The sequence below is a fragment of the Streptomyces sp. SS8 genome (genome assembly GCF_054072955.1).
On the sequence record NZ_JBSVCZ010000029.1, the window covers coordinates 22,901 to 46,178 of the forward strand.

At 75.5% G+C, this 23,278-nt stretch carries 24 protein-coding genes and 1 pseudogene; 18 read left to right on the forward strand and 7 right to left on the reverse strand.

The window, feature by feature from the left end; all coding sequences use genetic code 11:
• The first annotated feature begins 36 nt into the window (after positions 1-36).
• From ACW69E_RS23670 to ACW69E_RS23680, 3 genes are all read left to right on the forward strand, one after another.
• Positions 37-705, forward strand: a complete 669-nt coding sequence (locus ACW69E_RS23670; RefSeq protein WP_457500304.1) for an ATP-dependent Clp protease proteolytic subunit — start codon at positions 37-39, stop codon at positions 703-705.
• Positions 706-722: 17 nt separating this feature from the next.
• Positions 723-1,028 carry a hypothetical protein gene (locus tag ACW69E_RS23675; RefSeq protein WP_457500305.1) on the forward strand — a complete coding sequence of 102 codons (306 nt, stop codon included), beginning with the start codon at positions 723-725 and terminating at the stop codon, positions 1,026-1,028.
• Positions 1,029-1,123: 95 nt separating this feature from the next.
• Positions 1,124-1,639 (forward strand): DUF6328 family protein, encoded by a 516-nt coding sequence (locus ACW69E_RS23680; RefSeq protein WP_457500306.1) that lies wholly within the window; start codon positions 1,124-1,126, stop codon positions 1,637-1,639.
• A 29-nt stretch (positions 1,640-1,668) separates the two neighbouring features.
• Here the strand turns inward: ACW69E_RS23680 and ACW69E_RS23685 are convergent, their stop codons facing one another.
• A complete protein-coding gene (locus ACW69E_RS23685; RefSeq protein WP_457500307.1) occupies positions 1,669-2,841 on the reverse strand; it encodes an 8-amino-7-oxononanoate synthase in 1,173 nt (390 codons plus the stop codon).
• A 150-nt stretch (positions 2,842-2,991) separates the two neighbouring features.
• Between ACW69E_RS23685 and bioB the strand changes: the two genes are divergently transcribed.
• The 13 genes from bioB to ACW69E_RS23750 all read left to right on the forward strand — a co-directional run bounded on the left by bioB (position 2,992) and on the right by ACW69E_RS23750 (position 16,641).
• Positions 2,992-4,227 (forward strand): biotin synthase BioB, encoded by a 1,236-nt coding sequence (bioB, locus tag ACW69E_RS23690; RefSeq protein WP_457500308.1) that lies wholly within the window; start codon positions 2,992-2,994, stop codon positions 4,225-4,227.
• Complete coding sequence (locus ACW69E_RS23695) at positions 4,220-5,563, forward strand: adenosylmethionine--8-amino-7-oxononanoate transaminase (protein ID WP_457500309.1); 1,344 nt, start codon at positions 4,220-4,222, stop codon at positions 5,561-5,563. The genes bioB and ACW69E_RS23695 overlap by 8 nt, the downstream gene beginning before the upstream one ends.
• Positions 5,564-5,654: 91 nt before the next feature.
• Positions 5,655-6,389 carry a dethiobiotin synthase gene (gene bioD, locus ACW69E_RS23700; protein ID WP_457500310.1) on the forward strand — a complete coding sequence of 245 codons (735 nt, stop codon included), beginning with the start codon at positions 5,655-5,657 and terminating at the stop codon, positions 6,387-6,389.
• 22 nt (positions 6,390-6,411) lie between these two features.
• A complete protein-coding gene (locus tag ACW69E_RS23705) occupies positions 6,412-7,074 on the forward strand; it encodes a class I SAM-dependent methyltransferase (RefSeq protein ID WP_457500311.1) in 663 nt (220 codons plus the stop codon).
• Positions 7,075-7,232: 158 nt separating this feature from the next.
• The gene (locus ACW69E_RS23710; protein ID WP_457500312.1) at positions 7,233-8,012 is read left to right on the forward strand and encodes an ABC transporter ATP-binding protein; all 780 of its coding nucleotides are present in this window, start codon (positions 7,233-7,235) and stop codon (positions 8,010-8,012) included.
• Between the two features lie 133 nt (positions 8,013-8,145).
• Positions 8,146-9,036 carry an LLM class F420-dependent oxidoreductase gene (locus ACW69E_RS23715; RefSeq protein WP_457500313.1) on the forward strand — a complete coding sequence of 297 codons (891 nt, stop codon included), beginning with the start codon at positions 8,146-8,148 and terminating at the stop codon, positions 9,034-9,036.
• Positions 9,037-9,101: 65 nt separating this feature from the next.
• Positions 9,102-9,584, forward strand: coding sequence for a GNAT family N-acetyltransferase (locus ACW69E_RS23720; protein ID WP_457500314.1), 483 nt, complete (start codon positions 9,102-9,104; stop codon positions 9,582-9,584).
• Positions 9,585-9,858: 274 nt separating this feature from the next.
• Positions 9,859-11,319, forward strand: coding sequence for a hemolysin family protein (locus ACW69E_RS23725; RefSeq protein WP_457500315.1), 1,461 nt, complete (start codon positions 9,859-9,861; stop codon positions 11,317-11,319).
• Positions 11,316-12,323: a hemolysin family protein gene (locus ACW69E_RS23730; protein WP_457500316.1), complete on the forward strand. Its 1,008-nt coding sequence runs from the start codon at positions 11,316-11,318 to the stop codon at positions 12,321-12,323. Before ACW69E_RS23725 ends, ACW69E_RS23730 begins: the two co-directional genes overlap by 4 nt.
• Before the next feature lie 82 nt (positions 12,324-12,405).
• Positions 12,406-13,257, forward strand: a complete 852-nt coding sequence (locus tag ACW69E_RS23735; protein WP_457500317.1) for an SGNH/GDSL hydrolase family protein — start codon at positions 12,406-12,408, stop codon at positions 13,255-13,257.
• A gap of 11 nt (positions 13,258-13,268) precedes the next feature.
• Complete coding sequence (gene purB / locus ACW69E_RS23740) at positions 13,269-14,699, forward strand: adenylosuccinate lyase (RefSeq protein WP_457500318.1); 1,431 nt, start codon at positions 13,269-13,271, stop codon at positions 14,697-14,699.
• A gap of 138 nt (positions 14,700-14,837) precedes the next feature.
• Positions 14,838-15,383: a G/U mismatch-specific DNA glycosylase gene (gene mug, locus ACW69E_RS23745; RefSeq protein WP_457500352.1), complete on the forward strand. Its 546-nt coding sequence runs from the start codon at positions 14,838-14,840 to the stop codon at positions 15,381-15,383.
• A 103-nt stretch (positions 15,384-15,486) separates the two neighbouring features.
• A complete protein-coding gene (locus tag ACW69E_RS23750) occupies positions 15,487-16,641 on the forward strand; it encodes an ROK family protein (RefSeq protein ID WP_457500319.1) in 1,155 nt (384 codons plus the stop codon).
• Positions 16,642-16,674: 33 nt separating this feature from the next.
• On the opposite strand, the gene ACW69E_RS23755 is transcribed toward ACW69E_RS23750, so the two are convergent.
• On the reverse strand, positions 16,675-17,418 hold the full coding sequence (locus tag ACW69E_RS23755) for a GntR family transcriptional regulator (RefSeq protein ID WP_457500320.1): 744 nt from the start codon (positions 17,416-17,418) through the stop codon (positions 16,675-16,677).
• A 223-nt stretch (positions 17,419-17,641) separates the two neighbouring features.
• On the opposite strand from ACW69E_RS23755, the gene ACW69E_RS23760 reads away from it, so the two are divergent.
• A complete protein-coding gene (locus ACW69E_RS23760; RefSeq protein WP_457500321.1) occupies positions 17,642-18,391 on the forward strand; it encodes an SDR family oxidoreductase in 750 nt (249 codons plus the stop codon).
• Between the two features lie 90 nt (positions 18,392-18,481).
• Here the strand turns inward: ACW69E_RS23760 and ACW69E_RS23765 are convergent, their stop codons facing one another.
• Positions 18,482-19,447 carry an EamA family transporter gene (locus ACW69E_RS23765; protein ID WP_457500322.1) on the reverse strand — a complete coding sequence of 322 codons (966 nt, stop codon included), beginning with the start codon at positions 19,445-19,447 and terminating at the stop codon, positions 18,482-18,484.
• A gap of 47 nt (positions 19,448-19,494) precedes the next feature.
• Here ACW69E_RS23765 and pdxR point away from each other — a divergent pair, with 47 nt between their 5' ends.
• Complete coding sequence (gene pdxR, locus ACW69E_RS23770) at positions 19,495-21,012, forward strand: MocR-like pyridoxine biosynthesis transcription factor PdxR (protein WP_457500323.1); 1,518 nt, start codon at positions 19,495-19,497, stop codon at positions 21,010-21,012.
• A gap of 25 nt (positions 21,013-21,037) precedes the next feature.
• Here pdxR and ACW69E_RS23775 read toward each other — a convergent pair whose 3' ends face one another.
• From ACW69E_RS23775 to ACW69E_RS23790, 4 genes and pseudogenes are all read right to left on the reverse strand, one after another.
• Entirely contained in the window at positions 21,038-21,412 is a 375-nt protein-coding gene (locus ACW69E_RS23775) for a hypothetical protein (RefSeq protein WP_457500324.1), read from the reverse strand.
• Between the two features lie 135 nt (positions 21,413-21,547).
• Complete coding sequence (locus ACW69E_RS23780) at positions 21,548-21,982, reverse strand: roadblock/LC7 domain-containing protein (RefSeq protein WP_457500325.1); 435 nt, start codon at positions 21,980-21,982, stop codon at positions 21,548-21,550.
• A 37-nt stretch (positions 21,983-22,019) separates the two neighbouring features.
• Positions 22,020-22,836: pseudogene (locus tag ACW69E_RS23785) on the reverse strand (transcriptional regulator).
• Positions 22,833-23,267, reverse strand: coding sequence for a hypothetical protein (locus tag ACW69E_RS23790; RefSeq protein ID WP_457500326.1), 435 nt, complete (start codon positions 23,265-23,267; stop codon positions 22,833-22,835). Before ACW69E_RS23790 ends, ACW69E_RS23785 begins: the two are co-directional and overlap by 4 nt.
• Positions 23,268-23,278 lie beyond the last annotated feature (11 nt).

The following is a 23,278-nucleotide window of genomic DNA, read 5'->3' on the forward strand; positions in this document are numbered from 1 at the left end:
GGCGTCTCACCGAGCCCACGGAGGGATCCCACCGCCATGCACCGATCCGCCGCCCCGTCATCCGCCCGCTCCGGCCGGCCGGCCGCCCGCCATGTGCTGCCCGAGTTCACCGAGCGCACCAGCGGCGGCGTACGGACGCTGGACCCGTACTCCAAGCTGCTCCACGAGCGCATCGTCTTCCTCGGCACCCCGATCGACGACACATCCGCCAACGACGTCATGGCACAGCTCGTCCACCTCGAGCACGCCGCGCCCGAGCGGGACATCTCGCTCTACATCAACTCCCCCGGCGGCTCCTTCACCGCGATGACCGCGATCTACGACACGATGCGGTTCGTCTCCTGCGACATCGAGACCGTCTGCCTGGGACAGGCCGCCTCCGCGGCGGCCGTGCTGCTCGCGGCCGGCACCCCCGGCAAGCGCCTGGCCCTGCCCGGGGCGCGCGTCATGATCCATCAGCCCTCCCTGGCCGAACCCGTCCGGGGACAGGCCCGGGATCTGGAGATCCAGGCCGCCGAGCTGCTGCGCACCCGAAAGCGGCTGGAGGAGATGCTGGCCGAGCACACCGGGCAGCCGCTGGAGCGCGTCCGGCGGGACATCGAGCGGGACACCTTCCTCGACGCCGGGGGCGCGGTGGCCTACGGGCTCGTGGACCGGCTGACGGCCGGCCGCAAGCGGCCCCGTGCCGTGCGCGCGCCGAGGTGAGCGGGCAGACGGGCCGGATGCCCCCGGAGCCTCCGCCCCTGCCCGCCCTGACCCGGGCCGAGTGCGAGCTGGTGGACCGCTATCTGGAGGTGGTCGACCTGCTGGGCAGGATCAACCCCGCGCGCGGGCGCGACACCTACGGGGCCCTGCGCGCCGCCCAGGCGCTGGCCGGCCGGGCGGCGGCACTGCGGGACGCGCTGACGGTGATGTACGAGCGCGGTGAGACCGAACTCCACGCGCACACCCTGGCGCGGGCGCTGCGCGTACTGGACGGACGGCGGCGCGCGGGCCTGGTGGGGCTCCCGCCGGAGCCCGGGAACTGAGGTTCCGGCCGGTGCGGGCCCCGGGGTCCGCACCGGCCGGAACCCCACCGGGTCGGCGGCGAGTGCCGCGCCCCCGGGCGGCAACACCGGAGCACATGACCGACCGCCACGAGACACCCCTGGAACGCGCCGACCGCAACTTCGTCGAGCTGCTGCAGGAGCTGAGGGTCATCCAGACGGGCGTCCAGATCCTCTTCGCCTTCCTCCTCACCCTCGCCTTCACCCAGCGCTTCACCGGCCTGGACACGGTGCAGCGCGGCACCTACGTCACCACGCTGCTGCTGGCGGTGACCGCCTCCATCCTCTTCACCGCGCCCGCGGCACTGCACCGGGCGCTGTTCCGGCGCGGGGCCAAGCGGCTGATCGTCGACGTGTCCTCACGGCTGGCCGGAGCCGGGCTGGTCGTCCTCGCCCTGGCACTGACCGGGTCCGTGCTGCTCGTGGTGGACGTGGTGCTGGGAAGGGCCGCGGGGATCGCGGTGGCGGCGTGCGTGCTGGCGTTCTGCGCGGCGGTGTGGGCGCTGCTGCCCTTCGGGCTGCGCCGCAGGGTCGCCGGGAAGCGGGACCGTGCGGCGGGCCCGCCGAGGGAACGGCCGCCGGACCCCGGATGAGCGGCCGGGCGGGCGCGGGCGCCCGGTGGTCAGGCGCCCGTCCCCGCGGGCGGCGCGGTGCGCGCGATGGTGGCCGCGGCCGTGTCCAGCTCGGCCTCCGTCAGATCGGCGCGGGCGGTCAGCCGCAGCCGGGAGATCCCGTCGGGCACCGACGGGGGCCGGAAGCAGCCGGCGGCCAGGGAGGCACCGCGGCAGTCGGCGGCCCAGCGCAGGGCCGCCTCCGGGGAGGGGGCGCGCACCGACACCACGGCGGCGTCCGGGCGGGTGGCGTCCAGACCGGCGCCCGCCAGCCGCTCGTACAGCCCGGTGGCGACCTCGCGGACGCGGGCGGCGCGGCCGGGCTCGGCCCGCAGCAGCCGCAGCGCGGCGAGCGCGGCCCCGGCGGCCGCCGGGGCCAGGCCGGTGTCGAAGACGAAGGTGCGGGCGGTGTTGACCAGATGGTCGATCACCCGGGCCGGGCCGAGGACGGCGCCACCCTGGCTGCCGAGCGACTTCGACAACGTCACGGTGGCCACCACGTCCGGGTCCCCCGCCAGGCCCGCCGCGTGCAGGGCGCCCCGGCCGCCGTCGCCGAGGACACCCAGACCGTGCGCGTCGTCCGCCAGCAGCGCGGCGCCGTGGCCGCGGCAGACGGCGGCCAGAAAGGCCAGCGGCGCGGCGTCGCCGTCCACGGAGAAGACGGTGTCGGTCACGGCCACGGCGCGGCCTGCGAAGCCGTCGAGCGCCTTGTCCACGGCGCCGGGGTCGGCGTGCGGGACGACGGCGGTCTCCGCCCGGGACAGCCTGCAGCCGTCGATCAGGGAGGCGTGGTTGGCGGCGTCGGAGACCACCAGCGTGCCGCGGCCGGTCAGGGAGGTGACCGCGGCGAGGTTGGCGGCGTAGCCGGAGGAGAACACCAGGGCGGCCTCGAAGCCGCAGAAGTCGGCGAGTTCCGCCTCCAGTTCGGCGTGCAGCCCGGTGGTGCCGGTGACCAGGCGGGAGCCGGTGGCGCCCGCGCCCCAGCGGCGGGCGGCGGCAGAGGCGGCCGCGACGACCTCCGGATGCCGTGCCAGGCCCAGGTAGTCGTTGCCCGCGAGGTCGAGCAGGTCCGAGTCGGCGGGCCGGGGACGCAGGGAGCGCACCAGGCCCGCGCGGCGGCGCAGTTCGGCGTGCTCGTCGATCCAGTCGAACGGGTCCGGGGTGCTGCGGTGCTCCTGCGGCATGGCGGGCCGTCCCTCGCCTTCTGTCGGTTCCGCCCAAAGGTAGTGGTGGACGGACCCGCACAGGGTGTGGCGATACACACACCTTCCGCCCGCCCGGTTGTGGGGGTTCGTCCTTGGCCGCGGGCGGGCCCGTAGGCGAGGATCAACGCCATGGACCTGCTGAAGACGCTGGTGGACAAGGGGCTGCGGCGCGAGCTGCCCACGCGCGACGAGGCGCTGGCCGTACTGGCCACCTCCGACGACGAACTCCTCGATGTGGTGGCCGCGGCCGGGAAGGTGCGGCGCCAGTGGTTCGGCCGGCGGGTGAAGCTCAACTACCTGGTCAACCTGAAGTCCGGGCTGTGCCCGGAGGACTGCTCGTACTGCTCTCAGCGGCTGGGCTCGAAGGCCGAGATCCTCAAGTACACCTGGCTGAAGCCTCAGGAGGCCGCGGCGGCGGCCGGCGCGGGCGTGGCCGGGGGCGCCAAGCGGGTGTGCCTGGTGGCCAGCGGGCGCGGCCCCACCGACCGGGACGTGGACCGGGTCTCGCAGACCATCGCCGCCATCAAGGAGCAGAACGAGGGCGTGGAGGTGTGCGCCTGCCTGGGCCTGCTCTCCGGCGGCCAGGCCGAGCGGCTGCGCGAGGCGGGCGCGGACGCCTACAACCACAACCTCAACACCTCCGAGGCCACCTACGGGGAGATCACCACCACCCACACCTACGCCGACCGCGTGGAGACGGTCCATCAGGCGCAGGCGGCCGGGCTGTCGGCCTGCTCGGGGCTGATCGCGGGCATGGGCGAGTCGGACGAGGACCTGGTGGACGTGGTCTTCTCGCTGCGTGAACTGGACCCGGACTCGGTGCCGGTGAACTTCCTCATCCCCTTCGAGGGGACTCCGCTGGCCAAGGAGTGGAACCTCACGCCGCAGCGCTGCCTGCGCATCCTGGCGATGGTCCGCTTCGTCTGCCCCGATGTGGAGGTCCGCCTGGCGGGCGGGCGCGAGGTGCACCTGCGGTCGATGCAGCCGCTGGCCCTGCATCTGGCCAACTCCATCTTCCTGGGCGACTACCTCACCAGCGAGGGCCAGGCGGGCAGGGCCGACCTGGAGATGATCGCCGACGCCGGTTTCGAGGTGGAGGGAGCCGGGGAGCGGACGCTGCCCGAGCACCGGGCGGAGGCGCTCGCCGCGCCGGGCGGAGGCTGCGGCGGACACGGCGGCGCGGAGGCCGGCGGGGGCTGCGGACCCTGTGGCGGCGCGGACGGCGTGGGCACCACCGTCGCCGCAGGCACCGCGGGCGAGCCGGCCCCGGAGGCGGACGCCGCGGCGGCCTCCGGCCGGGCCCGCACCGATCTGGTGGCGGTACGGCGGCGGGGCGCGGGCACGGAGCTGCCGCCCAATGCCTGACGCCGACGCCCCGCTCCCCCTCTCCCCCGCACCCGCCCCCGGCCTCCCGCCCGAGGAGCTGGCCGAGCTCGACCGCCGCCACGTCTGGCACCCCTACGGCCCGATGCCCGGCCGCTCCGAACCGCTGATCGTCTCCTCCGCCTCCGGGGTCCGGCTGCGGCTGGCGCGGCCGGCCCGGGGCAGTGTGGAGCTGGTCGACGGGATGTCGTCGTGGTGGTCGGCGATCCACGGCTACAACCACCCGGTGCTCAACGACGCGGCGCGCGCCCAGCTGGAGCGGATGAGCCATGTGATGTTCGGCGGGCTCACCCACGAGCCCGCCGTACGGCTGGCCAGGCGGCTGGTGGACGTCACCCCGGAGGGGCTGGAGCACGTCTTCCTCGCCGACTCCGGCTCGGTGTCGGTCGAGGTCGCCGCCAAGATGTGCCTGCAGTACTGGCGTTCGCTGGGGCGGCCGGGCAAGCGGCGGCTGCTGACCTGGCGTGGCGGCTACCACGGGGACACCTGGCAGCCGATGTCGGTGTGCGACCCCGAGGGCGGCATGCACCACCTGTGGTCCGGGACGCTGCCCGAGCAGGTCTTCGCGGACGCTCCGCCGGGCGGCTTCGACGACGGCCCCGACCCGGCCTACGAGGCGCACCTGCGGGAGCTGGTCGCCTCCCACGCCGACGAGCTGGCCGCGGTGATCGTGGAGCCCGTGGTCCAGGGCGCGGGCGGGATGCGCTTCCACTCCCCCGCCTATCTGCGGGTGCTGCGCGAGGCGTGCGACGAGCACGGCGTGCTGCTGGTGTTCGACGAGATCGCCACCGGCTTCGGCCGTACCGGCTCCCTGTTCGCGGCCGGCCACGCGGGGGTGGCCCCCGATGTGATGTGCGTCGGCAAGGCGCTGACCGGCGGTTATCTGACGATGGCCGCGACCTTGTGCACCACGCGGGTGGCGGAGGGCATCTCGCGCGGCGAGGTGCCGGTGCTGGCCCACGGACCCACGTTCATGGGCAACCCGCTGGCGGCGGCGATCGCGGTGGCCTCCCTGGACCTGCTGCTCGCCCAGGACTGGGCGGGCGAGGTGAAGCGGATCGAGACCGGGCTGCGCGCCGGGCTCGCCGGGGCCGCCGCGCTGCCGGGGGTGCGGGACGTGCGTGTGCTGGGGGCGATCGGGGTTGTCCAGCTCGATCACGAGGTGGACATGGCGGCGGCCACCGAGGCGGCGGTGCGCGCCGGCGTGTGGCTGCGCCCGTTCCGCGATCTGGTGTACACGATGCCTCCCTACGTCACCGGCGACGAGGACGTGGCGCGGATCGCGGCCGCGGTGTGCGCGGCGGCGCGCGCGGGCTGAGCGGACGGGCCGGGCAGGCGGGACGGACAGGCGGTGCGGAAGCGGGCCGGGGGATGTCCCGGTGCCCGAAGGAGCGAGGAGAGGCGCGAAGATGTCGGTGCTGGTCGTCACCGGGACGGGCACGGAGGTCGGCAAGACCGTGGCCACGGCGGTGCTGGCCGCCGCGGCGGTGGCGGCGGGCCGCTCGGTGGCCGTGCTCAAACCCGCGCAGACCGGGGTGGCCGAGGGCGAGCCGGGGGACGTGGCCGAGGTGCGGCGTCTGGCGGGGGCGGACGTGACCGCCGTGGAGCTGGCCCGCTACCCCGAGCCGCTGGCCCCCGAGACGGCGGCGCGCCGGTCCGGTCTGCCCCGGGTGCGTCCCGAGGCGGTGGCGGAGACGGCGCGTGCTCTGGAGGAGGAGCACGATCTGGTGCTGGTCGAGGGCGCGGGCGGGCTGCTGGTCCGCTTCGACGAACGGGGATCGACCCTCGCCGACGCAGCCCGGCTGCTGGGCGCCCCGGTGCTGGTGGTCGCCGCCGCCGGGCTGGGCACCCTGAACGCGACGGCGCTGACGGCCGAGGCGCTGCGCTCCAGGGGCCTGGAGTGCGCCGGGGTGGTGGTCGGCAGCTGGCCGCGCGAGCCGGATCTGGCGGCCCGCTGCAATCTGGCGGACCTCCCGGTGGCGGCGGGCGCCCCGCTGGCGGGGTTGCTGCCGCAGGGGGCGGGCTCGCTGGAGCCCCCGGTGTTCCGCAGGCGGGCGGCGGGCTGGATCTCCCCCCGGCTGGGCGGCTCCTGGGAGGGTGGTACCCGGCTCGCGGAGGGAGAATGGGAGACCGCACCGAGGTGAGAGCCCCTCCCGGAGGACGCCCATGGCCCCCCGCCCCAGGTCCGCGACCGACGCCGTGCACCACCCCGTCTTCGCGCGCTGCTACGCCCGCTTCGCCCCGGCGGTGGACGAGCGGGCCGGGATCGGCGCCCACCGCGCCGAGCTGCTGACCGGGCTGTCCGGCCGGGTGGTCGAGGTCGGGGCGGGCAGCGGCCTGAACTTCGGCCGCTACCCGGCCGCCGTGCGCGAGGTCGTGGCGGTGGAACCGGAGCCGCTGCTGCGGCGGGCGGCGCGGGACGCCGCGGTGCGCGCCGCCGTCCCCGTCCGCGTGGTCCCCGGCGTCGCGGAGGAGCTGCCGCTGGACAGCGGGGCGTTCGACGCGGCCGTGGTGTCGCTGGTGCTGTGCTCGGTACGGGATCCCGACCGCGCCCTGGCCGAGATCCGCCGGGTGCTGCGGCCGGGCGGCCGGCTGTGCTTCTACGAGCACGTCCGGGCCGACGGCACCGCGACGGCCCTCCTCCAGCGGTCGCTGGACCGCACCGTGTGGCCGCGCCTGTTCGGCGGCTGCCACACCGCACGCGACACCGTGGCGGCGATCGGGGCGGCGGGCTTCACCGAGCTGTCCCTGCGGCGCCTGCGGGTCCCGGAGAAGGGCGCGCCGACACCGGTGTCGGCGCATGTCCTGGGCAGCGCGCGGCGGCCGTGACACCGCCGGGGCGGCCGGTTGCCTCACAGCCGTGATCTCCCGGCTCGGACGGACGGCTCCCCGCGCCGCCTCGTGGATGGATGGCCCCGCACCGGGTACGGACCTGTCAGTCGTCCCGGCTCCCGCGAGGGAGCCGTCCGTCCGAGCCGGGAGGTGCGGTGTCCACTGACGCGCGGAAGGCGAGCGAGGCTCCGAAGGCGGGGCGGTCCGCCGCCCGGGCCCGCGGGCTGACCAAGACCTACGGCAGCGGCGAGACGGCCGTGGTGGCACTGGACTCGGTGGACGCCGACATCGTCGAGGGCCGGTTCACCGCGGTGATGGGCCCGTCCGGTTCGGGCAAGTCGACGCTGATGTACTGCCTGGCCGGGCTGGACACCGTCACCGCGGGGAGGGTGTGGGTCGGCGACGCCGAGATCACCGGGCTGGGGGACGCGGAACTGACGCGGCTGCGGCGGGACGAGATCGGCTTCGTGTTCCAGTCCTTCAATCTGCTGCCCACTCTGACGGCCCTGGAGAACATCACGCTGCCCATGGACATCGGGGGCCGCAGGCCGGATCCACGGTGGCTGGACACGGTGGTCGACACGCTCCGGCTGCGGGACCGCCTCGGGCACCGGCCCGCCCAGCTCTCCGGCGGCCAGCAGCAGCGGGTGGCGTGCGCCCGCGCGCTGGCCTCCCGCCCGAGGCTGGTCTTCGCCGACGAACCGACCGGGAACCTCGACTCCCGCTCCGGGCTGGAACTGCTGGACTTCCTGCGCCGGGCGGTCGACGACCTGGGGCAGACGGTGGTGATGGTGACCCACGACCCGGGCGCCGCGGCCCACGCCGACCATGTGCTCTTCCTGGCCGACGGGCGGATCGTCGACGAGATGCCGCGCCCCACCGCAGGGGCCGTCCTGGAGCGGATGAAGCGGTTCGACCCCGTGCGGCAGTACTGACCCCCGGCCCGCCCCGCCGTCTCCGGAAGGCCCCGCGACTCCTCCAGGACACGGCCGGGCACCCTGATCGCGCGTCCCCGGCCCCGCCCGGGACCCGACCCCCTCCCCCGCCCCGGACCGTGAGGAGAGCCGTGTGACACGACCGTTCCGCTTCGGCGTCAACCTGGTCGCCCTCGACTCCCGCGACGCCTGGCGCGCCAAGTGCCGCCGCGCCGAGGAGCTGGGGTACGACGTGCTGCTCGTACCCGACCACCTCGGCGCGCCCGCGCCGTTCCCGGCGCTGGTAGCCGCGGCCGAGGCGACCCGGCGGCCCCGCGTGGGCACCTTCGTGCTCAACGCCGGATTCTGGAACCCCGCACTGCTGGCCCGTGAGGTCGCCACCTGCGACCGGCTGACGGGCGGGCGGCTGGAACTGGGGCTGGGCACCGGATACGTGCGCTCCGAGCACGAACGGGCCGGGCTGCCGTGGGGATCGCCGGGCGAGCGGGTGGACCACCTGGAGCACACCGTCGCCGAACTGGACCGGCTGCTGTCCGACCCCGAGCACGTCCCCGCGCCCCGGCAGCGGCCCCGCCCGCCGCTGCTGGTCGGCGGCAACGGCGACCGGGTGCTGCGGCTGGCCGCCCGTCACGCCGACATCGCCGCCTTCACCGGCGCCCGGCAGGCCCCCGGCGCGCCCGAGGGCGTCATCCACCTGATCAGCCCCGGCGACCTGGAGGAGCGGACGGCCGCCTACCACCGCTTCGCCGCCGGCCGGGAGGAACCCGCCGAGCTGAACTACCTCGTCCAGCGGGTGGTCGTCACCGACGACCGGCGCGCGGTGGCCCGCGAGCTGGTCCCGTACGCCCTGGGCGCGACGGAGGACGAACTCCTGGAGCATCCGGCCCTGCTCACCGGCAGCGTCGGGCAGATCGCCGACCAGGTGCGCGCCCACCGCGAGCGGTACGGCTTCAGCTACATCTGCGTGCTCGAACCGTACATGGAGGTCTTCGCAGAGGTGATCGAGGAGTTGCGGGGCGTTTGACGCCCCTGGTGACCACATGCCGAAACACCGCGCGTGCGCCGCCCTGCCGGTGCTGGGATACGGCCATGGACGATCTTGTGAACGGCTCCGGCCTCCGGATCCGGACCGCCCTGGCCTCGGACGTCGACGCCGTCCTGGCCTTCTGGGCCCGGGCCGCGGAGGGGACGAGCATCAGCGACGACCGTGCGGGAGTGGCCCGGCTGATCGACCGGGACCCGGGGGCCCTGCTGCTGGCCGTGCCCGGCGGGGACCACGGGGAGCCCCCGGCCGCCGGAGCGCCGGCGGCCGGGCCGGTGATCGGCTCGGTGATAGCGGGCTTCGACGGCTGGCGCTGCCATCTGTACCGGCTCGCGGTCCATCCGGCGCACCGCCGCCGCGGTGTGGCCTCGGCCCTGCTGGCGGCGGCCGAGGCGCGGTTCACCACACTGGGCGGGCGCCGGGGCGACGCCATGGTGCTCGACCACAACACCTCCGCCCACCACGCCTGGCGCGCGGCGGGGTACGCGCCGCAGCCGCAGTGGAGCCGATGGGTGAAGCCGCTGGGCTGACGGGCCCGGCCCGGCGGCGGACCGGCGGCCCCGGGGAACGCGCGGCGGCTCGCATACGATGGACTGCCCATCGCGCGTCCGAGCCGTGTGCCGCGGCCGCCGTGTCCACGGCGCGCGCTCCGAAGGAAACATCCCAGAGAAAGGTGTGTGAGCGTCCGCCCATGGGCGAGCCTCCCAGTAGTACCGGCAGCAGAGCCGGCAGTGGAACCGGCCGCGGACGCGGCCGCCGAGCGCCTCTCCCCGTCCCTGCGGACCAGGGGACGGAGGTGACCCGGTGACCGAAGTACTCCTCCTGCTCCTGGCGCTGCTGCTGACCCTGGCCTGTGCCGTGTTCGTCGCGGCGGAGTTCTCGCTCACCACCGTCGAACGCGGCGATCTGGAGCGGTCCGCCGAGCGCGGCGAGGCCGGCGCCGACAGCGCTCTGAAGGCTGTGCGGTCCCTCACCTTCCAGCTCTCCGGCGCGCAGCTCGGCATCACCGTGACCGGCCTGATCATCGGCATGCTCTCCGAGTCCTCGACCGCGCGGCTGCTGTCCGGCCCGCTGCGGGCGGCCGGACTGCCCGCCTCGGCGGCGTCCTCGGTGGCGCTGGTGGCGGGCACGGTGCTGTCCACGGTGGTGCTGATGGTCGTCGGCGAGCTGGTGCCGAAGAACTGGGCGATCTCCCGGCCGCTGCCGGTCGCCCGCCGGGTCGGCGGCCTGCAGCGCGGTTTCAGCGCCGCCTTCCGGCCGCTGATCACCCATCTGAACAACACCGCCAACCGGGTCCTCCACCGGCTCGGCCTGGAGCCCACCGAGGAACTGGCCTCGGCCCGCTCCCCGCAGGAGCTGGTCGCGCTCGCGCGCCACTCGGCGAAGGAGGGCGCCCTGGAGGCGGACACCGCGGAACTGTTCGTCCGCACCATCCGGCTCTCCGAGCTGACCGCGCAGAGCGTGATGACGCCGCGCGTCCAGGTCATCGCGCTGGAGGAGAACACCTCCGCGCAGGACGTGGTCAACGCCGCCCGGGCGACGGGCCTGTCCCGCTTCCCGGTCTACCGCGGCAACCTCGACACCGTGGTCGGCGTCGCCCACGTCAAGGACGTGATCGCCGTCCCCGCCGGCCGCCGCGCCGGCTACCCGGTCACCGGGCTGCTGCGCGAGCCGGTGCCCGTACCGGAGTCGCTGACCGTGGACCGGCTGCTGGACCGGCTGTCGGGGAAGCAGGGAGGCAACAGCATGGCGGTGGTGATCGACGAGTACGGCGGCACCGCCGGGGTCGTCACCCTGGAGGACATCATCGAGGAGGTCGTGGGCGAGGTCCGTGACGAGCACGACCCGCTCCAGACCCCCGATCTGGTCCCGGTGGGCGCGGACGAGGAGGGCCGTACCGTCTACGACGCGGACGGCGCGGCCCGCACCGACCGGCTGGAGGAGATCGGCCTGCGCGCCCCGGACGGCCCGTACGAGACCCTGGCCGGGCTGATCGCCACCGAACTGGGCCGCATCCCGGTCGTGGGCGATGTCCTGGAGGTCGCCGGCTGGCGGCTGGAGGTCGTGGACGCGACCGGGCGGCGGGCCGCCGGGGTGCGGCTGACCGCTCCGCCCGAACCCGGTGACGGGGACAGGGACGGGGACGGCCACGACGGCGGCCGGGACGACCACGACCGGGCCGGCGGCGGCCACGGCGGCTCCAGGGACGCCCCCGGGCGCCGCGGGGCCCGGGTGGGTGCCCGGAGCGGGGAGGCGGACCGATGACCGCCGTCCAACTGCTGATCGGCCTGCTGACCCTGATCGCCAACGCCTTCTTCGTGGGCGCGGAGTTCGCGATGATCTCGGTGCGCCGCAGCCAGGTCGAACCGCTCGCCGAGCGCGGCGAGAAGCGGGCGCGCGGCGTGGTGTGGGGCCTGGAGCACGTGTCGGCCCTGATGGCCACCGCCCAGCTGGGCATCACCCTGTGCACCCTGGTGCTGGGCGTGGTCGCCGAGCCCGCGATCGCGCACCTGCTGGAGCCGGTGTTCCAGCTCGCCGGCGTGCCGGAGGGCCTGGTCCATCCGATCGCCTTCGTGATCGCGCTGGCGGTGGCGACGTACCTGCACATGCTGCTCGGCGAGATGGTGCCGAAGAACATCGCGCTGGCGGCGCCCGAGCGCACGGCGCTTCTGCTGGGGCCGCCGCTGGTCGCGCTCACCAAGGCCCTGCGGCCGGTGATCTTCGGTGTCAACGCCCTGGCCAACGGCCTGCTGAAGCTGCTGCGGGTGGAACCCAGGGACGAGGTCTCGGCGACCTACTCCGACGACGAGCTGGCCCGTCTGGTGGCCGACTCCAGCGAGGCCGGGCTGCTGGACGAGCGCGCCACGGAGCGGCTGCGCGACGCGCTGGAGCTGGGCCGCCGCCCGGTCGAGGACGTCGTGCGGCCCACCGACCGCGTCGTCTTCGCCCCGTTCGGCGTCACCCCCGAGGGGCTGGAGCAGCTCTCCGCGCGCAGCGGGTTCTCCCGCTTCCCCGTGGTGGACGACCGGGGCAGGGCTCTGGGCTACCTGCACGTCAAGGACGCGCTCGACGCGGTGCACCGCGACGCTCCGTTCCCCGTCGCGGCGCTGCGGCCGATCGCCCGGGTGCGGGCGACGACGCCGCTGGACGACGTGCTGGGCGCGATGCGCGGCAGCGCCACCCACCTGGCGGCGGTGATCGGCACGGACGGGCGCGCGGTCGGGCTGGTCACCATGGAGGACGTGCTGCGCGAGCTGGTGGGCCGCTGACGGCGGGGCGGGGCGGGCGCACCCCGGGAGACGTGCCCGGAAGAAGGCACGTACCGAGCGGTCGGTTACCATGTTCCGCGCCATGGACAGTGCAACCGACTCGCCCGCCCCGCCCGCCATCACCAGCTTCGTCGCCCTCGGGGACTCCTTCACCGAGGGCATGTCGGACCTGCTGCCGGACGGCAGTTACCGCGGCTGGGCGGATCTCCTCGCCGCCCGTCTCGCCGCGCGCACCGACGGCTTCCGCTACGCCAACCTGGCGGTACGCGGCAAGCTGATCCAGCAGATCGCCGGGGAGCAGGTGGATGTGGCCGCCGCCATGGGCGCGGATCTGGTGACGCTGGTCGGCGGCCTCAACGACGTGCTGCGCCCCAAGTGCGACATGGGCCGGGTGTGCGGCCTGCTGGAGGAGTCGGTCGCCAGGCTCGCCCCCGCGTGCCGCCATCTGGTGCTGATGCGCAGCCCCGGGCGGCGCGGACCGGTGCTGGAGCGCTACCGGGCGCGCATGGAGCACCTCTTCGGCTTCATCGACGATCTGGCCGGGCGGCACGGCGCCCTGGTGGTGGACCTGTACGGCTGCGAGGCGCTGGGCGATCCGCGGATGTGGGCCGACGACCGGCTGCACCTGACCGCCGAGGGGCACGAGCGGGTGGCCGAGGCCGTCTGGCAGCGGCTGGGCCACGAGGCCGAGGCCGACTGGCACGCGGCCCTGCCGCCCGCCGTCCTGCCCGGCTGGTACGCGCGCCGCGTCGCCGACCTGCGCTTCACCCGCCGCCATCTGCTCCCGTGGATCGGCCGGCGGCTTACCGGGCGCTCCTCGGGCGACGGGCTGACGCCCAAGCGGCCCGATCTGGCACCGCTGGGTCCGGCCGTGGACCGGGGCCGGTACCCCGCGCCCGACCTGGCGCCGCTGGCCTGCGAGGACAACCCGTAGAATCCCCGGGTGTGACTGACAAGCCGCGCATCCCGAACGTCCTGGCAGGCCGCTACGCCTCCGCGGAGCTGGCCCGACTGTGGTCCCCCGAGCACAAGGTGGTACTGGAGCGGCGGCTGTGGCTCGCCGTGCTGCGTGCCCAGAAGGACCTGGGCGTCGAGGTGCCGGAGCAGGCCCTGGCCGACTACGAGCGGGTGCTCCAGGAGGTCGATCTGGCCTCGATCGCCGAGCGGGAGAAGGTCACGCGCCACGATGTGAAGGCGCGGATCGAGGAGTTCAACGCGCTGGCCGGGCACGAGCACGTGCACAAGGGCATGACCTCCCGGGACCTGACCGAGAACGTCGAGCAGCTCCAGATCCGGCTGTCGCTGGAGCTGGTGCGCGACCGCGCGGTGGCCGCGCTGGCGCGGCTGGGCCGGCTGGCGGCCGAGCACTCCGAACTGGTGATGGCGGGGCGCTCGCACAACGTCGCCGCACAGGCCACGACCCTGGGCAAGCGCTTCGCGACCGCCGCCGACGAACTGCTGGTGGCCCACGCGCGGCTGGAGGAGCTGCTGGCGCGCTACCCGCTGCGCGGCGTCAAGGGACCGGTGGGCACCTCCCAGGACATGCTGGACCTGCTGGGCGGGGACGGAGGCAGGCTGGCCGAGCTGGAGGAGCGGATCGCCTCGCACCTGGGCTTCGGCCACACCTTCACCTCCGTCGGCCAGGTCTACCCGCGCTCGCTGGACTACGAGGTGGTGACCGCGCTGGTGCAGCTGGCCGCCGCGCCCTCCTCACTGGCCAAGACCATCCGGCTGATGGCCGGGCACGAGCTGGTGACCGAGGGCTTCAAGCCGGGCCAGGTCGGCTCCTCGGCGATGCCGCACAAGATGAACACCCGCTCCTGCGAGCGTGTGGGCGGCTTCGCCGTCATCCTGCGCGGCTACGCCTCGATGGTCGGCGAGCTCGCGGGCGACCAGTGGAACGAGGGGGACGTCTCCTGCTCGGTGGTGCGCCGTGTCGCTCTGCCGGACGCCTTCTTCGCCCTCGACGGCCTGCTGGAGACCTTCCTGACGGTCCTGGACGAGTTCGGCGCCTTCCCCGCGGTCGTCGCCCGCGAGCTGGACCGCTACCTGCCGTTCCTGGCCACCACCAAGGTGCTGATGGGCGCGGTGCGGGCCGGGGTCGGCCGGGAGACGGCCCACGAGGCCATCAAGGAGCACGCGGTGGCCTCGGCGCTGGCGCTGCGCGAGGGGGCCGAGCGCAACGAGCTGCTGGACCGGCTGGCCGCGGACGAGCGCATCCCGCTGGAGAGGGAGGGACTGGACGCCCTGCTGGCCGACCGGCTGTCCTTCACCGGCGCGGCCGGCGACCAGGTCGCCGCGGTGGTGGCCCGGATCGAGGAGATCGCGAAGCGCCGCCCGGAGGCCGCCTCCTACACCCCGGGCGCGATCCTCTGACCGTCCCCCCGACTGCCTGAGGTCCTTCCGGGAAGGAGAGCCCCGGAAGGACCGCCAGGGAGGGCCATGACCAGGAGGACCACATCCGACCGGACCCCCGGCAGGGGTGCCTCCGGCGAGGAGGCGGCCGACACGGGGATGACCGGGGAGGAGATGGAGGCGTTGCGCGCCCGCACCGTCCCCGACATCGTCGCCGAGGGGCTGCGCGTGCTGTTCTGCGGGATCAACCCCGGGCTGACGACCGCCCGGCTGGGCCACCACTTCGCCCACCCGGGCAACCGCTTCTGGCCGGTGCTGCACGCCTCCGGCTTCACTCCCCGGCGGCTGAAGCCCTCGGAGCAGCACGAGCTGCTCTCCTACGGCCTGGGCATCACCAACATCTCGCCCCGCCCCACCGCCCGTGCCGACGAGCTGACGCCCGAGGAGTACCGCACGGGCGGGCGGGTGCTGGCCGGGAAGGTGGCGCGGCTGCGCCCGGAGTGGCTCGCGATGGTCGGGGTGACCGCCTACCGGGCCGCCTTCGGGGACCGGAAGGCCCGGACAGGCCCTCAGCAGGCGGCGATCGGCGGCGCCCGGGTGTGGGTGCTGCCCAACCCCAGCGGGCTCAACGCCCACTGGACGCTGGAGACGATGGCCGAGGAGTACGGCCGGCTGCGGACCGCCGCGTTCGACGGCCCGCCCTGACGTCCGGCCCGCCCTCCCGGGGGGCGTCTCACCCGGCTCTCGCTCCTCCCGCGCTCACCGGATACGATCCGGCCACACATGCGCACTTCCCAGGAGGCGGACGTTGGGACGGCTCACCGGCAGGGACCCCTCCCTGCTGCGCAGGATCAACTCCGCCGTCGTCCTGCGCGCGCTGCGCGCCGCCGACGGCCCACCGACGCTGTCCGATCTGGCCCAGGCCGCGGAGCTGTCCCGGCCGACGGTCGAGGGCGTGGTGGAGCAACTGGTGGAGGCCGGGCTGGCGGCCGAGGCCGCCGTCGGGACCGGTGACGTCCGGCGGCAGGGGCGGCCGGCGCGCCGCTACCGCTTCCGGGCCGAGGCCGGCCATCTGCTCGGTGTCGAGATCGGCCCGCACCGGGTGGCCGCCGTCCTCTCCGACCTGTGCGGGCGGCGGCTGGGCACGGTCGGGCGCGCGGTCTCCGAGCAGGCTACGGCCGACGAGCGGCTGGAGCGGGCGCGCGCGGTGGTCGCCGAGCTGCTGCGCACCTGCGAGGTGCCGCGCAGCACCCTGCGCGCGGTGGGGGTGGGGAGCCCGGGGATCGTGGAGGCCGACGGCATGGTGCGGCTGTGCACGGCGCTGCCGGGCTGGACCGGCCTGCCGCTGGGCGAGCGGCTACGGCGGTCGTTCCGCTGCCCGGTGCTGGTGGAGAACGACGCCAACGCCGCCGCGCTGGCCGAGCACTGGAAGGGCGCGGCCGTCGGCGTGGACGACGCGGTGTTCGTCCTGGCCGGGCTGAGCCCGGGCGCCGGCTCGCTGATCGGCGGGCGGCTGCACCGCGGCTTCGGCGGCGCGGCCGGGGAGATCGGCGCACTGCACCTGCTGGGGCGGGAGGCCACCCCCGAGCATCTGCTGTCCACCACCGGCGAGCCCCTGCACCCGCTGGACGAGGCGGCGGTGGCGCGGGTCTTCGCCCTGGCGCGCGAGGGGGACGAGCGGGCGCGGCAGGCCGTCGAGCGGTTCATACGGCGGCTGGTGCACGATGTGGCCGCGCTGGTGCTGGCCCTGGATCCGGAGCTGGTGGTCGTCGGCGGCTGGGCCACCGGGCTGGACGGGGTGCTGGACCCGCTCCGCCGCGAATTGGAGCGCTACTGCCTGCGGCCGCCGCGGGTCGCGCTGTCCCTGCTGGGCGGGGAGGCCATCGCGACCGGCGCGCTGCGGCTGGCACTCGATCACGTCGAGGAGGAGTTGTTCGCCGTGGAGGGCGCCGTCGCCCGCTGACGTCCCGTCGCCGGCGGGCGCGCGGCGCGCGGTTCAGCTCGCCAGCAGCGAGGCCCCGGCGGAGTCGCCGAAGGTGAGGCGGCAGGTGTCGGCCCGGTAGGTGGAGAGCGCGACCGCCGCGGTGCCGCCCGCGGCGAGGTAGCGGGTGGTGACGACGAGGACGGGTGCGCCCGGCAGCCGGTCGAGCCGCCTGGCGTCCTCGGCCCGGGCGGAGCCGAGCTCCACGGCCCTCTCCTGGCCGCCCAGTTCGAGGCGGTTCAGCTCGCGCAGGACGGCACGGCCGCGGGCGGCCCCCGCCTCGGTCTCGATGCCGGACATCCCCGGCACCGATGCGGCCGGTACGTACAGCGTCTCGGTGGCGACCGCCTGACCGTGGGCCGTGCGGACGCGGTGGACGGCGTACACCGGCCCGTCGGTGTCCGCTCCGAGCGTCCTGGCCACCGCGGCGGGCGGTGCGGACTCCTCGCAGTCCTCGGTCTGCCAGGCATCGCCCGGGGCGCCGGGCCAGCTGTGCCGGACGGGGTTCACGTCGACGCCGACGCGCGGCGGGGCGACGGTGGTTCCCACTCCGCGGCGGCGCTGGAGGCGCCCTTCCAGCTCCAGCTGCTCCAGGGCCTGACGGAGCGTGGCACGGGCGACTCCGAAGCGCGCGGCGAGCTCCCGTTCGTTCGGCAGGATCTCCCCCACCGCGAACTCCGAGTCGAGCGCCTCCGACAGCACGGTCTTGAGGTGCCGGTACTTCGGTTCCGGCACCGTCTCCAGTCGCGTGGTCCCCACCCTTGCCTCCGCAGTCGCCGTGTCCCGCCGGGATTTATGCGCGCTTCTTTTTTAAAGGTTGTTGCGTATGCCGACCTTAGGGAGCGACGGCCCACTTGGTCAAGACCAATCCGGCCCGCTAGCGTGCCGGAGCGACAGGGCGGACCGCCGGGAAGCGGCCGTGCGAGCGGCAAGAGGGCGGCGACGGAACCGTCATGAGGGCGACACGAGGGCGAGGGCGGGCATGGAGCAGCGGGTAACGGTCGTCACCGGCGGCAGCCGGGGCATCGGGGCGGCGGTCGCCCGGCGGCTGGCACGGGCCGGACACCGCGTCGCGGTCGGCTACCAGCACTCCCGCGAGGCGGCCGAGGAGACGGCGCGGGCGGTGCGCGCCGAGGGCGCCGAGGCGGTCACCGTGCGGCTGGACACCAGCGTGGAGAGCGAGGTCGACGCGCTCTTCGAGGAGGCGGCCCGGGAACTGGGCGCGGTCACGGGCGCGGTCCTCAACGCCGGGATCACCGGCCCGCTTGGCCGGTTCACCGAGACCTCCACCGAGGTGATGCGCCGGGTGGTGGACGTCAACGTCATGGGCACGCTGCTGTGCGCCCGGCGCGCGGCCCTGGCGATGTCCACGCGGCACGGCGGCTTCGGTGGCTCGATCGTCACCGTCTCCTCGTGCGCGGCCACGCTCGGCAGTCCCGGCGAGTACGTCCACTACGCCGCGGCCAAGGCGGCGCTGGACGCCATGACGGTCGGACTCTCCAAGGAACTGGGGCCCGACGGGGTGCGGGTGAACTCCGTGCAGCCCGGGGCGATCCTCACCGACATGCACGCCACGATGGGCGATCCGCAGCGGCCCTGGCGCAAGGCCGGGGTGATCCCGATGGGGCGCCCCGGGGAGCCGGAGGAGGTGGCCGGCGCGGTCGCCTGGCTGATGTCCCCGGAGGCGTCCTACACCACCGGGGCGGTGCTGCGGGTGAGCGGCGGGCTGTAGGCGCGCCGGTGCGGGCTCCGCGGAGCCCGCACCGGTGAGGGGCGGTCAGGTGCCGGGGGATCACCCCCGGGACCGCCGGGCGGTGGCCCGCTACGGCACGGGCACGCCTCCCTCCGGTGTCCGGGAGGGTTCGTGCGGCCCCAGCGCCCCGGACGCGGCCGGGCGGCGGATCCGGGCGCCCGCGCCCAGCGCCACGCCCGCCCCGACCAGCAGGCTGCCGCCCGCCTGCGCCCAGCCGTAGGAGCCGGTGGCCACCAGTGGGGCCGTCAGTGCCGCGCAGACGGGGATGAGCCCGGAGAAGAGCGTGGCCCGCTCCGCGCCGATACGGCCGACGGCCGCGTACCAGCAGACGAAACCGACCACCGTGACGACGACCGCCTGCCACAGCAGCGCCGCCGCCTCGGCCGGGTCCGGCATCCGCAGCCAGGCCCGGCCGTCGAGTACCACGCCGAGCAGCGCGGCCTCCACCGCCGCCAGGGCGCAGGCGGCCGTGGACAGCAGGCGGGCGCCCAGCGGGCGCACCAGGGGGACGGCGATCACCGCGAACCCCACCTCGCCCGCCAGCGCGGCGGCCGACCACAGCAGTCCGGCGGCGTCGGTGCGTCCCCAGCCCTGCACGGCCATGGCCCCGGCCGCCACCAGCAGCGCCCCGTACACCACCGCGCGCGCGGGCCGGCGGCCCTCCAGGGCGGGGACGACCACGGCCACGACGACCGGTGCGCAGCCGACCAGTACGCCGGGCACCGCCGGTTCGGCGGTCCGCTCGGCGGCCAGTACGGCGAGGTTGAAGCCGACCATGCCCACGGCGGCGAGCAGGGCGAGGCGCGCCCACTGACGGGCGGTCAGCAGCCGCAGGGGCGCGAGCGCCCCGCGTCCGAGCAGCGGCAGCAGGAGCAGGCACGCCAGTCCGTAGCGCAGGGCCTGGCCGCCGGCGTGGGGGTAGTCGCCGAGCACGCTGTTGGCGGTGAAGGAGGCGCCGACCAGGCAGCAGGCGACGGCGGCGAGCAGGGCGCCGCGGCGGTGTCCGGCCCGGGAGGGGCCGAAGGAGGATGTCATGGAGCCGACGCTAGGAAGGAGCGCGGACCGGTTTAAGGTCCACTTCCATGGAGGTTACGGGGACCACTTCCGGCGCGGGCGAAGGCGGCGGCGGAGACGGGGGAGCGCCGGGTTCGGAGCCGGGTGCCGGGCCCGGCGGGAGCGCGGCGTGGGGACTGTTGCTGCCCGTCCGCGAGGCCCCGCCCCGGCAGCGCGGCCGCGTCCTGCAGACCGGCCTGCGCGAGGCGGTGCGCTCGGGCCGGCTGGCACCCGGCGCCCGGCTGCCCTCCAGCCGCGAACTCGCCGCCGATCTGGGGGTCTCCCGGGGCCTGGTCACGGAGGCGTACGAGCAGCTGACCGCCGAGGGCTATCTCACCAGCAGCCGGGGCTCGGGCACCTGGGTGGGCGACACCGCGCGCGACGCACCGGCGGGCACCCCGCCCGCCGGGGAGCGTACGGCCGCGCCGGCCGTGGACTTCCGGCCCGGCTCCCCCGACCCGGCGCTGTTCCCGCGTGCCGCCTGGGCGGCCGCCCACCGCAGGGCGCTGGCCGGTCTGCCGCACCACTCCCTGGGCTACCCCGATCCGCGCGGGCTGCCCGGACTGCGCTCGGCGGTGGCCGCCCTGCTGACGCGGCGGCGCGGGGTGGCCGCCGATCCCGGACGGGTGGTGATCTGCTCGGGTGTGGCGCAGGCGATGACGCTGCTGGCCCTCACCCTGGACGGGCGCGGGAGGCGGACGGTGGCGGTGGAGACCCCGGGGAGCTCCGAACACGCGGCGCTGTTCGCGGCGGCCGGGCTGCGCACCGTGCCGGTCGGCCTGGACGCCGAGGGCCTGCTCCCCGGGGATCTGGCCGCTTCCGGGGCGCGGGCCGCGGTGCTCACTCCTTCCCACCAGTTCCCGTCCGGCATCGCCTACTCCGCGGCGCGCCGCTCGGCGCTGCTGGCCTGGGCCCGCGATGCGGACGGCCTGCTGGTCGAGGACGACTACGACGGGGACTTCCGCTACGACCGGGCGCCCGTCGGCGCGCTCCAGGGGCTCGACCCCCGGCGGGTCGCCTACACCGGGTCGGTCAGCAAGTCGCTCGCGCCGGGGCTCCGGCTGGGCTGGCTGGTGGCGCCGGACGATCTGGCCGGGGAGATCGTGGAACGCAAGCGGACCATGGACCTGGGCCATCCGGTCCTGGACCAGGCGCTGCTGGCCGACTTCATCGCCCGCGGCGAGTACGACCGGCAGTTGCGCCGCTGCGGACGCGCCTACCGGCAGCGGCGCGACGTGCTGCTGCGGGCGCTGGCGGAGCACATCGGGGGCACGGAGGTGACGGGGATCGCCGCGGGGCTCCACGTCATCGCCGCACTGCCGCCCCGGTGCGGCCCGCAGGAGCGTCTCCTGGCCCGGGCGGCCCGGGCGGGGGTGGCGGTGCGGCCGCTGTCCGACTACCTGCCGCCGCGCCCGCCGTCCTCACCGCCGGGGAGCGACGGCGAGGACGGCGGGCGCGTACGGCTGGTGCTGGGCTACGCCCATCTGACGCCGAACCGGATCGCGCACGGCGTACGGCTGCTGGCCGAGGCGGCCCGGCACCCGTGAGAGGGGCCGGGGGCCTGCCGCCGCGTCAGATCTCCAGCTCCGCCTCGATCCTGCGCAGCTGGTGCCGGGCCATGGCGAGGTTCGCCCGCGCCTTGTCCAGGGCCAGGTAGAGGAAGAGGCCGTTGCTGCCGCGTCCCCTCAGCAGCCGGATCAGGTGGTACTGCCCGCCGAGGGTGATCAGGATGTCCTCGATCTCGTCCTTCAGACCCAGCATCTCCATGGTGCGCACCTTGGCGCGGACCACGTCGGTGTTGCCGGCCGCGGCGACGTTCAGGTCGAGGTCCTTGCCTCCTCCGACGGTGCCGAGCGCCATGCCGCTGGTGTAGTCGACGAGGGCTGCCCCGAGGGAGCCCTCGATGGCGGTCATCGCTTCCTTGAGGGAGGTTTCGACGTTGGCCATGGCTGTCGCACTTCCTTTCGGCGTGCACCGCTGTGCACGTTCCGGTCTTCTTCTGACATATCGGTTCACCGAGGGCGTGCCCGCCCGCGGTGTGGGCCCGGGCAGGCCGGGCGGTACCGGTGGACCCGGCCCGGCTCAGCCGTCCTGCGGTCGTTCGTCCGCGCCCGCGGTCAGGCGGGCGATGCGGGCTCCGGTCCGGCGGGCCTCCAGGTGGACGCGGCCCACGTTGGCGCGCGGCTCCGCCAGGACGGCCAGGAAGGTGGCGGGGCCCGCCGCGTAGGCCCCGACGTAGCCGCTCTCCCCCCGCACCAGCAGCTCGCGGAAGCGGCCCCGGTCGGCGGTCTCCGCCAGCCGCAGCGCGTCGGCGAGGACGGTGGCGGTGAGCGCCGCCAGGGCGCCGCTCCTCGCACCGGGGGCGTCCTCCGCGAGCAGGGCGCCTCCGGCGCCGACCGCGAGGGCACCGGTCAGGTGGGGGACGCGGGACCGCAGCATGCGCAGCTCCCGCAGCACCTCCGGATCGGCCGCGGTGGGCTGCCGCGCTCCGGCGAGCTGCTTCAGCGCGCGCCTCACGGCAGGGCTCCGCGGCCGGCGGGGACGGTTCGGTGCATCACAGGCGTGCCTCCAGGGCATCGCGGATCCGGAGCAGCAGGGCGGTGTCCGGGTCGGCGGACACCTCCGGGAACCGGGCGGCGGACGCGGGCGACGGGGGCAGGGGCGGGGCGCCCCCGGGCTCCGGGGACGCCGGGGCCTCGGAGGAGGACTCCCGCCCGGGCACGGGGGTCTGGATGTGCCCGGCTGCGGCCAGCCGCCGTACGTCGATCAGCACGTGGAAGGCCGGGCGGCCGAGCCGTCGCGCGATGTCGGCGGGAGTGCGCGTCCCGTCCGCCAGTTCCAGCAGGGCCCGCTGCCTGCGGGTCGGGGCGGGAGGGGTGGTCCGCCGGTTCCGGACCACCGGGGCGGTGTCCACCTCGGGGTGCGGCCACAGATCCTCCAGCAGTCTTCTGCGGCGCAGGACCTCGCGCTGCAGATCCCCTGCCGGAACCGGCCGCACGGGCCCCAGCCAGTGGGACAGGCCGCTGCGGAACCGGGCCGGTCCGCTGCCGGGGGCGAGGGCGAAGAAGGCCGCGTCGTACAGCGCGCCCAGGTGGTAGACCTCCAGTTCGCCCCGGGTCAGCCGGCCGTTGTCGACCAGGAAGCGCGCCACCTGCCGGCGGGCTCCGGCCCGCTCCACGGCCTCCCGCCAGCCCTCGGCGGGGAGTCTGCCGCCGAGGGTGAGCAGCACCTCCAGCCCCGGGGAGACGGGGCTCTCCGCGTGGGACGACCTCGCCGTCGCGCAGATAGAGCGTCCCGTTGCCCCGCAGCAGCGCCCCGGTGGCCCGCCGGGCCGCGAGATGGCCGAGCATCGGGGAGAGGGCGGCCCTCATCCGAGCACCAGCCGTTCGGACAGGTGGCGCAGGCGGATGCGGGCGAGGGCTAGGTTGCCGCCGTCCCGGTCGAGCCACAGGTGGATGAAGAGGCCGCCGTCGAAGACCTGCCCGACGAAGCGCAGCAGGTGGTAGCCGTCGCGGGTGGTGACGATGAGGTCCTCGACCGGCTCTCCCCCGCCGTGCCCCGGCTCCTGCCCGGACTCCCCGCCGCCGCTTCCGCGTTCGGAGTCACCGGGCGCGGTGAACGCGATGTGCTCGGCGGCCGTGCGGGCGAGTTCGGCCGTCCGGGCGGCGGTCGTCTCATGGTCGCCGCACGACGGCTCGCCCACCGCGCCGAGCGCGAGCCCACTGGTCCAGTCGACCACGGCGGCGCCGCGGGCACCGGGCAGCGTCATGGCTTCGAGCAGGCATTCGTCGATTCCGGGCATGTGCGACCCCC

Bases quoted from the DNA above. Each gene is read 5' to 3' on its own strand.
- ACW69E_RS23790 (WP_457500326.1), bottom strand. From the start codon at position 23,267: ATGCCCGGAATCGACGAATGCCTGCTCGAAGCCATGACGCTGCCCGGT.
- ACW69E_RS23680 (WP_457500306.1), top strand. From the start codon at position 1,124: ATGACCGACCGCCACGAGACACCCCTGGAACGCGCCGACCGCAACTTC.
- pdxR (WP_457500323.1), top strand. From the start codon at position 19,495: ATGGAGGTTACGGGGACCACTTCCGGCGCGGGCGAAGGCGGCGGCGGA.
- ACW69E_RS23720 (WP_457500314.1), top strand. From the start codon at position 9,102: ATGGACGATCTTGTGAACGGCTCCGGCCTCCGGATCCGGACCGCCCTG.
- ACW69E_RS23685 (WP_457500307.1), bottom strand. From the start codon at position 2,841: ATGCCGCAGGAGCACCGCAGCACCCCGGACCCGTTCGACTGGATCGAC.
- ACW69E_RS23735 (WP_457500317.1), top strand. From the start codon at position 12,406: ATGGACAGTGCAACCGACTCGCCCGCCCCGCCCGCCATCACCAGCTTC.
- mug (WP_457500352.1), top strand. From the start codon at position 14,838: ATGACCGGGGAGGAGATGGAGGCGTTGCGCGCCCGCACCGTCCCCGAC.
- ACW69E_RS23695 (WP_457500309.1), top strand. From the start codon at position 4,220: ATGCCTGACGCCGACGCCCCGCTCCCCCTCTCCCCCGCACCCGCCCCC.
- bioD (WP_457500310.1), top strand. From the start codon at position 5,655: ATGTCGGTGCTGGTCGTCACCGGGACGGGCACGGAGGTCGGCAAGACC.
- ACW69E_RS23730 (WP_457500316.1), top strand. From the start codon at position 11,316: ATGACCGCCGTCCAACTGCTGATCGGCCTGCTGACCCTGATCGCCAAC.
- bioB (WP_457500308.1), top strand. From the start codon at position 2,992: ATGGACCTGCTGAAGACGCTGGTGGACAAGGGGCTGCGGCGCGAGCTG.
- ACW69E_RS23705 (WP_457500311.1), top strand. From the start codon at position 6,412: ATGGCCCCCCGCCCCAGGTCCGCGACCGACGCCGTGCACCACCCCGTC.
- ACW69E_RS23775 (WP_457500324.1), bottom strand. From the start codon at position 21,412: ATGGCCAACGTCGAAACCTCCCTCAAGGAAGCGATGACCGCCATCGAG.
- ACW69E_RS23670 (WP_457500304.1), top strand. From the start codon at position 37: ATGCACCGATCCGCCGCCCCGTCATCCGCCCGCTCCGGCCGGCCGGCC.
- ACW69E_RS23765 (WP_457500322.1), bottom strand. From the start codon at position 19,447: ATGACATCCTCCTTCGGCCCCTCCCGGGCCGGACACCGCCGCGGCGCC.
- ACW69E_RS23675 (WP_457500305.1), top strand. From the start codon at position 723: ATGCCCCCGGAGCCTCCGCCCCTGCCCGCCCTGACCCGGGCCGAGTGC.
- ACW69E_RS23760 (WP_457500321.1), top strand. From the start codon at position 17,642: ATGGAGCAGCGGGTAACGGTCGTCACCGGCGGCAGCCGGGGCATCGGG.